This window comes from Paraglaciecola marina (genome assembly GCF_004360155.1).
Classification (GTDB): domain Bacteria; phylum Pseudomonadota; class Gammaproteobacteria; order Enterobacterales; family Alteromonadaceae; genus Paraglaciecola; species Paraglaciecola marina.
This window is the reverse complement of the sequence record NZ_SAIS01000007.1, coordinates 221,299-233,044: the sequence shown is the minus strand read 5'-3', so window position 1 is coordinate 233,044 and position 11,746 is coordinate 221,299. Positions and strand designations below refer to the sequence as shown.

The 11,746-nt window shown below is 39.9% G+C and carries 8 protein-coding genes; 7 read left to right on the top strand and 1 reads right to left on the bottom strand.

Annotation, left to right across the window (positions count from 1 at the left end; translation table 11 throughout):
• The first annotated feature begins 8 nt into the window (after nt 1-8).
• From surA to EOK74_RS11855, 6 genes are all read left to right on the top strand, one after another.
• Nucleotides 9-1,304 (top strand): peptidylprolyl isomerase SurA, encoded by a 1,296-nt coding sequence (surA, locus tag EOK74_RS11880; protein WP_275404713.1) that lies wholly within the window; start codon nt 9-11, stop codon nt 1,302-1,304.
• On the top strand, nt 1,305-2,288 hold the full coding sequence (gene pdxA / locus EOK74_RS11875) for a 4-hydroxythreonine-4-phosphate dehydrogenase PdxA (protein ID WP_133470222.1): 984 nt from the start codon (nt 1,305-1,307) through the stop codon (nt 2,286-2,288).
• Nucleotides 2,285-3,103, top strand: a complete 819-nt coding sequence (gene rsmA, locus EOK74_RS11870; RefSeq protein ID WP_133470221.1) for a 16S rRNA (adenine(1518)-N(6)/adenine(1519)-N(6))-dimethyltransferase RsmA — start codon at nt 2,285-2,287, stop codon at nt 3,101-3,103. Before pdxA ends, rsmA begins: the two co-directional genes overlap by 4 nt.
• 30 nt (nt 3,104-3,133) lie before the next feature.
• The gene (gene apaG, locus EOK74_RS11865; protein WP_133470220.1) at nt 3,134-3,508 is read left to right on the top strand and encodes a Co2+/Mg2+ efflux protein ApaG; all 375 of its coding nucleotides are present in this window, start codon (nt 3,134-3,136) and stop codon (nt 3,506-3,508) included.
• Nucleotides 3,509-3,512: 4 nt separating this feature from the next.
• On the top strand, nt 3,513-4,331 hold the full coding sequence (locus EOK74_RS11860; protein WP_133470219.1) for a symmetrical bis(5'-nucleosyl)-tetraphosphatase: 819 nt from the start codon (nt 3,513-3,515) through the stop codon (nt 4,329-4,331).
• 159 nt (nt 4,332-4,490) lie between these two features.
• Entirely contained in the window at nt 4,491-6,515 is a 2,025-nt protein-coding gene (locus tag EOK74_RS11855) for a HAMP domain-containing methyl-accepting chemotaxis protein (RefSeq protein ID WP_133470218.1), read from the top strand.
• Between the two features lie 286 nt (nt 6,516-6,801).
• Here the strand turns inward: EOK74_RS11855 and EOK74_RS11850 are convergent, their stop codons facing one another.
• Complete coding sequence (locus tag EOK74_RS11850) at nt 6,802-8,769, bottom strand: BCCT family transporter (RefSeq protein WP_133470217.1); 1,968 nt, start codon at nt 8,767-8,769, stop codon at nt 6,802-6,804.
• A 274-nt stretch (nt 8,770-9,043) separates the two neighbouring features.
• Between EOK74_RS11850 and EOK74_RS11845 the strand changes: the two genes are divergently transcribed.
• The gene (locus EOK74_RS11845) at nt 9,044-11,689 is read left to right on the top strand and encodes a TonB-dependent receptor (protein WP_133470216.1); all 2,646 of its coding nucleotides are present in this window, start codon (nt 9,044-9,046) and stop codon (nt 11,687-11,689) included.
• Nucleotides 11,690-11,746 lie beyond the last annotated feature (57 nt).

Genomic DNA, 11,746 nt, shown 5'->3' with positions numbered 1-11,746 from the left:
GTAAAAATATCATGAAAGTATTAGTAGTTACTCTTTTAATCAGTTCTTTTTTAACCTTTAAATCTTATGCAGCGCCTGAGTCACTTGATAAGGTATCAGTGATTGTTGACCAAAGCGTGGTGTTAGAAAGCCAAATTGAAGAGCTTGTTGCAGTAGTGAAACGTAACGCAGCAGCCAACAACCAAACCTTGCCTTCAGATAGAGCTATACGCACCCAAGCTATTGAAAAATTAATTGTCGATAATTTGCAAATGCAACTTGCTGAGCGTATGGGTATCCAAATTAGCGACCCGCAATTAGAACAAACCATTGGCAATATTGCTCAAGGTGAAAATATGACAGTTGAGCAATTTCGTAACAAAATTGCTCAAGAAGGCGTCACCTATGACACATATAGAGAAGAAATTCGCAAAGAAATAATCTTAGGTGAAGTTCGTAGAGCCAATGTTAGACGTCGTGTTTATATTACAGATCAAGAAGTAGATAACTTAGTTAAACTTATAGATGAGCAAGGCAGTCAACAAGCTGAGTATCATTTAGGCCATATCTTAATTGAGTTTCCTCCAGAGCCCACAGATGAAGATATAACTGCCGCCAAAAACCGTGCAAATAAAGTGCTAGAGTTATTAAATAATGGTTCCGACTTCGCCAGAATTGCAACGGCCTCCTCTGGTGGAGCACTAGCCCTAGAAGGTGGTGATTTAGGCTGGATGAATATCAACTCTATGCCAACCTTATTCGCAGAAGCAGTTCAAAATAAGAGTAAAGACGCTTTAGTGGGCCCTATTCGAAGTGGAGCCGGATTCCATATATTGAAGGTCAAAGATCTTCGAGGCATTGAAAAAGTTGAGATATCAGAAGTCAACGCAAGACATATTCTAATTTCACCTTCAGTTATTTTAAGTGACGACAAAGCGAAACAAATGCTACAAGAGTTTCGTGAACAAATATTAGCAGGAGAAGCTGATTTTAGTGAGTTAGCAAAAGAACATTCTGCTGATCCAGGCTCTGCCTTAAAAGGTGGCGAATTAGGTTGGTCTGACCCGAGTATTTATGTTCCTGAGTTCCAAGAAACACTTGGTAAATTAGAAGTAGATGAAATTAGTCAACCAGTGCGCTCTCAATTCGGATGGCACTTGATGCAATTACTTGGCAAGCGAGTGGGTGACATAACTGAACAACGTAAAGAAGAAAAAGCCTACCAGTTATTATTTCAACGTAAATTCGCTGAAGAAGCCGACACTTGGCTTCGAGAAATACGTGCAGGCGCATATGTTGAAGTCTTAAACGATACGGCCAGCTAAATGAAACCACTAAAAATAGCTATTACACCTGGAGAGCCTGCTGGCATAGGTCCTGACTTACTAATTCAAATAGTGCAACAAGCATGGCAAGCGCAGCTAGTAGTTTTTGCAGATGGTCAAATGCTAAGTCAAAGAGCTAAGCAATTGGGTTTACCCATATCATTTGTGGAGTATGAAGAAAATGCCACGCATATCCTGCCCCCAGGGAAAGTGTTTCTAGTTAATATCAAAAGCAAAACCCCTACTCAAAGTGGGGTGCTCAATAGTGAAAATGGTCCCTATGTAGTGGAAACATTGCGCCAAGCTTGTAAAAAGAATTTAGACGGCGAGTTTGATGCAGTGGTAACTGGCCCTGTACATAAGGGGATCATTAACGAAGGGGGCATATCTTTCAGCGGCCATACAGAGTTTTTCGCCAACGAATCTAATACTAATGACGTTGTGATGATGCTAGCAACCGAAGGGTTAAGGGTGGTACTTGCGACCACACATATTCCGTTAGCTTATGTATCCAAAGCCATTACCTTTGAGCGCCTACATAAAGTTTTGCACATAGTAAACACCGATTTAATGTTAAAATTTGGCATAAAAAATCCTCATATTTTTGTGTGTGGTTTAAACCCTCATGCAGGTGAAGATGGTCATATTGGTAAAGAAGAAATACTTGTGATTAATCCGGCATTAGAAGCATTACGAGAGGAAGGGCTAAAAATTACTGGCCCATTACCAGCAGATACTATCTTTAATCCTAAATACCTAGAGCAAGCTGACGCTATTTTGGCTATGTACCATGACCAAGGGTTACCAGTATTAAAATACAAAGGCTTCGGCGCTTCTATTAACATTACCCTAGGATTACCTTTCATTAGAACATCAGTAGACCATGGCACTGCATTAGATTTAGCAGGCACAGGTCAAGCAGACACGGGTAGCTTTGAATTAGCTATCGAAAAAGCCATCGAGATAGCAGCGAAAAAACAATGAGTAAACAGCATTTAGGGCATACAGCTAGAAAACGTTTTGGTCAAAATTTTCTACACGATAACTATGTAATTGATCAAATTGTATCTGCTATTAATCCTCAGAAAGGACAGCACATGGTAGAGATCGGTCCAGGACTTGGCGCCCTAACCGAACCAGTGTGTGAATTACTGGATGAACTAACGGTTGTAGAATTAGATAGAGATTTAGCGGCTCGGTTACGCACCCACCCTTTTATTGCAAGCAAACTTAATATCGTTGAAACAGATGCGTTAAAATACGATTTTTCGCAGTTGATTTCAGAAGATACACCTTTAAGAATATTTGGAAACCTTCCTTACAATATATCAACACCACTTATGTTCCATTTATTTTCTTTTGCTAATAAAGTACAAGATATGCACTTTATGTTACAAAAAGAGGTGGTTAATCGCTTGGCCGCATCACCAGGGAATAAAAATTACGGTAGATTATCAGTGATGGCCCAATATCATTGTCAGGTAATACCGGTTCTTCAAGTTCCACCGGGGGCATTTAACCCACCTCCCAAGGTAGACTCAGCAGTAGTGCGATTAATCCCCCACCAACAAAAGCCAGTTTCACTAATTAATGAAGATACCCTTCATACAGTATGTGCACAGGCATTTAATCAAAGACGCAAAACAATACGCAATAGCCTTAAAAACAGCTTAAGCGAACAGCAACTTATTGAGCTGGGAATTAATCCGGAACTTCGAGCTGAGAACTTGTCTTTGCAAGATTTTGCAAAAATTGCTAATGCTGTAGAAAGCTATACGCTAGACTCTAGCAATAACTAAATACAAAAATATTAAAAACTGAGCCCTGTGATGAGTCAAGAAACACCTATTGTTATTGATGTGCAGACCCAATACCTGCCAAATAGAATTCCAGAGAAAGACAAGTATCCCTTCAGCTATACCATTACGATCACTAACCATAGTGATAAAAGCGTGCAGTTAATGGCTAGGTATTGGTTGATAACTGATGGCAATGGTAAAAACACAGAAGTAAGGGGACCTGGTGTAATTGGGGAGCAACCCAATATAAAACAAGGTGAGTCATTTCGTTACAGCAGTGGTGCTATTTTAGATACCCCCATTGGAACTATGCAGGGGTTTTACGAGATGCTCAGTGCAGATGGACAAATCTTTGAGGCTCCAATTGACGTATTCCGCCTAGCTGTGCCCAATGTTTTAAATTAAAGCAATGGCAACTTATATTGTTGGTGACATTCAAGCTTGCTTCACTGGTCTGGTTAGACTATTAGACTCAGTTGGCTTTTCAGCTGAACGAGACAAATTAATCGCGGTGGGCGACTTAATAGGTCGAGGCCCGCAAGCTCTCGAAACAATAGAATATTTATACTCACTCGGGGATAGTTTTGACACAGTATTAGGTAATCATGACTTACATTTGCTTGCTATTTATTCTGGAATACGAAAAGCCAAGCCAAATGATAAATTAGACACCTTACTTTCTAGTAAAAATATAGAAACCTATATCAATTGGTTACGAAAAAAACCCTTAGCCCTCAAACCTAACGAATATAAATTAGTAACCCATGCCGGTCTTTACCCTAAATGGTCTATTAAACAAGCTTTGGCATACAGCGACGAAATAAGTGAACAATTAACAGGTGATAAATGGCAAACTTTTTTAACTAATATGTACGGCAACCAACCAAATGTCTGGGATAAGGAACTAACAGGTGCTAAACGATTTCGATTTATCGTTAATGCCTTAACTCGAATGCGTTTTATTAAGGGTGGGGATATCTTAGATTTTGACTGTAAAGCCGCCCCCGAAGATGCGAGCTCAGAACTTACTCCATGGTTTAACTGTCACAATGAAAAGTTAAAAAATTCTCAACAAGTTATTTTTGGGCATTGGGCTGCTCTCAATGGGGTAACTCACACCACACAAGCCACAGGCCTAGATACTGGATACATCTGGGGCAACAAGCTGACCCTTTTAGATTTATCTAGGAACGTAAAACACTCAGTTAAGTATAAAGAAACCCAATAAACTGTCGATAGATTAGAATAATTATACCCATTATCTCTACCAATTTGGGTTCAGTCGGTTATAGTTAAAATCTTGTCACATTGTAGGTTTGTTAAAATAATAATTAATAACTAACCTTTGACAATGTTTGGTTCATCCAACTTAGTTTAAGGTCGTTTCATGAAAATAACAGTTGCAACTCGTGTAGTAGGTGGTTTTGCAGTCATTACCATTCTTATGTTTATATTAGGTGTAGTTTCTTACACCAGTTTGAGCAGCATCGACAGCGCCACAGAAGAAGTCAATACACTCGCATTACCAACAGTTAGTGGCAGTAATCTCCTCAAAACCTCTTTTTTGAATATGAGTAAACTCACAACTGAAGCTTTATATGAAACAGAATCTGAAGTGTTAGAAGATAAGTATACTGCCTTTGAAGAGAGCCATAAGAAGTTTGAAGATGAATTACGCATACTTACTGGAGTCGTAAGTAATGAACCAGCTCTTCGTAAGTCTGTTGTAGAAACAGAAAGCATTTTCCGCGAGTATCTAGAAAACGTAAATACAATTTTTGTAAACAAAAAGTCTCAATTGCAATATGCAGACAACCTGTTGGATATCATTGGAGACGTAGAAGACAATGCTGATGATACATCCACACTTATAGTTGATTTTGCTGATTTAGACGAGGTGGCAGATAGTAGCAGCTTACAGCAGACCTCTGAAATAGCTAACGGTCTAGAGTCAAATTTAATGACCTTGCTTACGGCAAGTGCTGAGTATGTAAAAACTGAAACTTTACTTCGTGCAGAGATTAACGGTAGCGAAGTCAAATTTGTGGTTGATCAGATCCAATCTAAAGTAACTGCAATGCAAGATAAAGCCGGTAGCTTAGATACATCAGGTACCTTAAGTGAAATATACTCCCTTATTGATGACGTGTTAGATTCTATCAACTCTTCAAAGGGGCTTTTACAAACTCAAGTAAGACTTCTAGAAAGTAAACAACAAGCAAGTATTGCCTATGGCGCATCAGAACAAAATATCATTCAAGCATCAGATAAACTCGATGACCTCAAGAAATTAGCTGATGCTCAAGCCCAAAATGCAAAGAATGAAGTAAATAAATCGGTTTCATCAGGAAAAATGATTACCATTATCATAGGGTTAGCGTCGTTAGCAATCGCAGCAGCCATTGCATACAGAACGGTATTAGCAATAATAAAGCCACTGCATAAAGTTAATGAGATACTTAATATTGTATCCACTGGTGACCTAACCCGTAAACTTGATGATTCAGCTAATGATGAATTTGGTGAGTTAGCTAAAAACTGTAATAACCTCATAACCAGTTTAAAAACACTTATTTCAAGTATAAGTTCCAGAGCCACTCAATTAGCAGCTACAGCAGAAGAGACATCTGCAATTACGGCGCAAACCACACATTCGATTCAAGATCAAAAGTCACAAGTATCTCAAGTAGCTACAGCCACAACTGAGATGCATAGTACGTCTCAATTAGTCACTCAAAATGCCGAAGATACTCTTAATCAAATCAAGAATGCTGACCACGAAGCCGAAAAAGTCAAAGCTATTTCAGAAGAAAACAAAAATACCATACTAATTTTAGCAAAAGACGTTGAAGAAGCGGCACAGGTTATTAATAAACTTAACCAAGATAGTGCTAGCATAGGCGGTATTTTAGAAGTTATTAGAGGCGTAGCTGACCAAACTAACCTACTAGCATTAAATGCTGCTATCGAAGCTGCTCGTGCGGGTGAGCATGGTCGCGGCTTCGCAGTAGTAGCCGACGAAGTCAGAACCTTAGCAAGTCGTACACAACAATCAACTCAAGAAATAAACTCTATGATTGAGGTCTTACAGGCAGGCGCTGAAAAAGCGGTATCTGTAATGAATCAAGGTAAAGAACAGACAACTGTGTGTGTTCAACAAGCTGAAAACGCTACCGTTGCATTAGAGTCTATAACAAGTGCAGTACACAAGGCTTATGATGTGAGTAGTCAAATTGAACAATCAGCCCGTGAACAAAATATTGTGTCTCAAGAGATTAGTGAAAAACTTGAGAACATAGTGAATATCGCTGAAGAAACCACAACAGGAGCTCACCAAACTGCAGAGTCTAGCCAAGAAGTGGCTAAACTGGCAGAAGAGTTACAAAGTTCAGTACAAGCATTTAAGGTGTAGTCTCGCATAGAAGATTAGACCTGTAGTGAATAGATAGAAAATAAAGAGGCCCCCAATACTTAGACATTCTCAGTACTGGGGGTCTTTTTATGTTCAGATATCCCAGAGCATTTAAAGGAGAGATTGTAAAAGCACTTAACCTAAAATCAGCATCATGATTTAGATAGCAGATTTATTATCCACACTTGCATAGCGAAGAACTAGACGGCCTATTGAAAGCTTATCAACCCTATATTAGTGTTACCGTTACAAAGTAAGAGGAACACTTCAAATGCCCAAAAAATGATTAGCGAACAAGGTGTAAAAAGTGTAGGTGTTTTTGATAATGGTCAATCATGTCGTTAATCACTGCTTGCTTTGACCAACCCATAATATCGTAGTCTTGGCCCCCTTCAGCTAAATGCACTTCAACGCGATAGTAGTCTTCATTACTATTATCAACTTTTGTCCCATCTTGCTCACAGGTAAAGTTAGGCTGTTGGTGTTTTGCACACTTCACACCATACACAAATGAATGTTCTGGGCCATGATCTACATGCAAGGTAAGCTTATTCACATCACCAACAATCTTAGATTCTACTTGGTTAAGCGCCAGCTCAGCACTTACACTCTCCATAGCAGAGCGAGCTGTAACAGCGACAAACTTGTTAGCTGTAGCTTGATTAGGGCATTGTATTATAGTCGAAAGTCGTTGTTTCCAGCCCCCATCGGTATCCGATGGTTGCGGGTGTGAATTCATTGCTAAACTAGTTTTCTTGTGCGCTTCAACCCTTAATGCCTTAATCAAACCAACCAAGGCCAACAGGAGAATAACCGCAAAAGGTAAGGCAGAGGCAATCGTCATGGTTTGCAAGGCATTCAAGCCACCAGCTGTCAACAATATAGCAGAAACCAAGCCTATACTTACCGCCCAATAGATACGCTGCCAAACGGGGGTGTCATTTCGACCGTGAGAACACAACATATCCACCACCATGGCGCCAGAATCACAGGATGTCACAAAAAACACCACCACCATTAAAGTAGCAATAAAGCTTAAAAAATGTTGAAACGGAAAGTTCTCTAAAAACACAAATAGTGCAACTGGGGCATTGCTACTCACCATACTTCCCAATTTATCGACACCCTCTGTATAAATGAGGTCTATGGCAGAGTTACCAAAAACAGTCATCCAAAGTAAAGTAAACGCGGTTGGGATCACCATCACGCCAGTTACAAACTCTCGAATGGTTCTACCTCTAGATATTCGAGCAATAAACAATCCAACAAAGGGTGCCCATGCTAACCACCAGCCCCAATAAAAAATAGTCCACCCGCCAATCCAGTCAGTTTTATCATAGGCAAATAAATTAAAAGTATTACGTACAATGTCCGACAGATAAGCCCCTGTATTTTGCACATAGGCGGTTAACAAGAATACTGTAGGACCTAATACTAAAATGAAGATTAAAAGCGCTATAGCAAGGACCATATTTAACTCTGATAAGCGCCTAATGCCTTTATCTAAACCCGTAGCAACAGACACAATAGCAATAGCTATAATTCCAATCATTAATACGATTTGCGTGTTAACTGACTCCTCTAAATTAAACAAGTAATTAAGACCAGAGTTTATTTGTGCGGCTCCTAACCCTAAAGAGGTTGCAATACCGAAAATAGTGCTCACGACGGCAAAAATATCTACGACATGCCCTGCCCAACCGTAGATCCTGTCACCAATTAAAGGATACAAAGCAGAACGTAAGGTTAAGGGTAAATTTAACCTAAAACTAAAATAGGCCAATACTAAGGCGACAACTGCATAGATGGCCCACGCGTGTAACCCCCAGTGAAAAAACGTCATAGTCATCGCTTCGCGTACCGCCTCGGTTGTACCTTGAGTAGCGGTTGGGGGAGACAAAAAGTGCATAACAGGTTCGGCTACGCCAAAAAACATCAAGCCTATCCCCATACCTGCCGCAAATAGCATAGACAGCCAAGTAGGTAGAGAAAAATCAGGCTTACAATGGTCAGGTCCGAGCTTTATTTCCCCATATTTTGAAAAGCCTAAATACAATACAGACATTAAAATAGCTGCCACAGACAACACATAAAACCAACTTCCATTAGCTATAATAGTGCTTTGCAGATGGCTAAAAAAAACATCAGCAGTTTTAGGGCTAATCAGTGCAAATAACACCAATATTGCGATCAATAATGAGGAAAGATAAAAAACAGGACGATTGAGATGTTGATCTAATTTGCTTAAAACCACTTAAATGTGTCTACCGATTAGTTTAGATAGCCACAATATAACCCGTCAGTAAAATGTTTGATACTCAATGACTGTGATTTACACTTTTCAAGAAACATGAATATTTATTGAACTTTTTTAGATAAAGAATAATGACTCAGGAAATATTCGCCTTGTTGGGTTATAATATGACCGCCGCGCGAAAAAAAATTGTACTGATTTAAAATTGTTAGCAATTGGGTCTCTTTAACGTCTCCCCTTGGCATTGCATGCAATAGCCCACAAGGCTCCCCTCATGAAAAAAACTAAAATTAGCTGTGCCATTGTCACAGCTCTCGCTCTAACACCTGCTATTGCTCAAGAAAAAGCAGCAAAAGCACAAATAGAAACCATCCAAGTTACCGCAACCAAAAGGACAGAATCTATACAGGATGTCCCAGTATCTGTTTCAGCACTAAATGGTGACGCATTAGAAGCACTTGGCGTTGAAAGTTTTAATGACTATGTTGAATTCCTACCGAATGTCGTTTTCCAAGGTACCGGACCTGGTCAAAATGAAATTTACATTCGTGGGGCTGCTACCTCACAATCAAACATTGCCGTATCTTCTGTTCAAGCATTGCAACCCTCTGTAGCATTTTACCTAGATGAACAACCTGTTTCTATGCAAGGAAGAAACTTAGATGTCTACGCTGCTGACATGGAACGAGTAGAAGTACTTCCAGGGCCTCAAGGTACGTTATTTGGTGCAAGCTCTCAGTCTGGTACCGTTAGAATGATCAGTAAAAAACCAGACCATACTAGTTTCTCTGCTGGACTTGATGTCAATATTGGCAGTACTAAGGGCGGCGAAATGAGTAACTCTGTCGAAGCCTATATGAATTTCACCCCTACCGATGAGTTAGCGTTACGCGTGGTCGCATACAATGACAAACAAGGTGGCTGGATTGACAACATCTTAAACAAGCCTGGTGAAGGTGGCTATATAGGTAGCGCCGTCGTTATCGACAGAATTTCAGGTGGTGTATTAAGTGATCCACAAAATACAGCGGTTATTTCTCCTAAAAATGACACCTTAGTAGAAGATGATTTTAACGATGCAATATACGCTGGTGTGAGATTTGGACTCTCTTATTTAATTAATGAAGATTGGTCATTCTTGGTCCAGCATACGGCACAGTCACTAGAAACCGAAGGTGTGTTTGCTTACGATCCCAACCTAGAAGGCGAAAGTTCAGTTAACCGTTTTGTTCCAGAAGACAACGATGATGAATTTGGACTAACTACTTGGACCTTAGAAGGCCGCTTAGACAAACTAGACTTAGTTTACACAGGTGGATACCTCGACCGTGAAATCAGTTCAACCATTGATTACACTGGTTATACTAACGGTGGTTTATTTGCAGCATATTATGTATGTAACCATTATGAAGCAGCAACACCTGCTGACGAAGTCTGTGTTGACCCAACTAAGTTCTATAAAGAAGAAACTGACACATCACGTGTCACTCATGAATTTCGCATTAATACTGATGTAGATAAGCCATGGCGTGTGACTGCTGGAATTTTCTATGATGACCAAGAAGTGAGTTCTGTTGGCCAATTCAAAATAGCAAATACTGAGCTAGGTTTTTTCACTGATTTACAAAGAACCTTAGTGGGTACTGAAGGGATAAATTCGGACGGCGGACCCTTTTCGTCAGAAATCAGCTTTGTGAATGATGTTACTCATACCATTGAACAAATTGCAGTCTTTGGGCAAGCTGAATATGACATCACAGATAAATTAACTGCCACCTTTGGCGCACGTTGGTATCAAATTGACGATACTTTTAAAGGGTCAACCACTACTGTTGATGTAAGCCGCCGTATCCGTGCATTTGGCACATTAGACGCATCAGAGTTAGAAGCGGTAGGTGAAGACCCAGCCTTAATCCAAGCAGCAATCGCAAGTGGGCAACTTGATGTTAGTTTGTTAGATAATAATGGAACACTAACCGTAGACGATACCATTTTCAAAGCATCATTAGACTATAAACTGAATGACGACATATTGTTATTTACTACTTACTCTGAAGGCTTTAGACCGCCAGTAACCAACCGTGTAGGTGGCGGCCTAGCAAGTAATCAAAGTGGCGCTTTTGAAGGGTTTAGAATACCTGTCTATTCTACAACTGATAGCCTTGATAACTACGAATTTGGTCTAAAAGGTGACTTCTTAGACGGTATTTTACGAGTTAACGCAACAGCCTATTACTCAGAAATAACTGACTTGCAAACCTCACGTTATGACCCTACCAACATTAGCTTCTTGGTATTTACCGACAACGTAGGTGATGCTGATATAAAAGGTCTAGATGCCGACATTACTTGGTTAGCCACAGATAATTTAGTGATCAATGCCGCATTCAGTTTATTGGATACAGAGCTTAGTCGCGTAAACGCAGAATTAGATGGTATTGCCCCAAGTGTAGGCGCATCACTTCCGTACTCAGCTGAGTTTTCAGGGAATATCCGGGCTCGTTATTTCTTCGAATTAAACGATGGTTACGAAGGCTATATAAATGGTTCAGTAAGCTATACTGGCGAACGTTTAGCCGGAATGGCAATGGATGCTTATGTAACTGAAGATGCTACCCGCTTAATTTATGGAACAGGTTCAGGGTTGTCTATCCAAAAAGAAGCCGATGTTTATGCAGGCACATCTTTTACTGACTCTAACGGTGATGTATTTCAAGGTGGCCGTTACATTCAAGATAGCTATGCAATTGCCAATGTATCTGTAGGCATCACAAAAGACGACTGGAAAGCGGAGTTATACATTGACAATTTAACTGACGAAAGTGCTATTTTATATATAGATACCCAGCAGTTTACACCTAAGGTAGTAACCAACCGCCCTCGTACAATGGGATTGAGGTTGTCTTACGACTTCTATTAAAATAATTGTTAAGTAAGTCATAAAGGCAAGCTTTGGGCTTGCCTTTATTTTATCGGT

What these genes read in the sequence shown, in the direction of transcription:
- pdxA (WP_133470222.1), top strand. Translation starts at nt 1,305, where the DNA reads ATGAAACCACTAAAAATAGCTATTACACCTGGAGAGCCTGCTGGCATA.
- rsmA (WP_133470221.1), top strand. Translation starts at nt 2,285, where the DNA reads ATGAGTAAACAGCATTTAGGGCATACAGCTAGAAAACGTTTTGGTCAA.
- apaG (WP_133470220.1), top strand. Translation starts at nt 3,134, where the DNA reads ATGAGTCAAGAAACACCTATTGTTATTGATGTGCAGACCCAATACCTG.
- EOK74_RS11860 (WP_133470219.1), top strand. Translation starts at nt 3,513, where the DNA reads ATGGCAACTTATATTGTTGGTGACATTCAAGCTTGCTTCACTGGTCTG.
- EOK74_RS11855 (WP_133470218.1), top strand. Translation starts at nt 4,491, where the DNA reads ATGAAAATAACAGTTGCAACTCGTGTAGTAGGTGGTTTTGCAGTCATT.
- EOK74_RS11845 (WP_133470216.1), top strand. Translation starts at nt 9,044, where the DNA reads ATGAAAAAAACTAAAATTAGCTGTGCCATTGTCACAGCTCTCGCTCTA.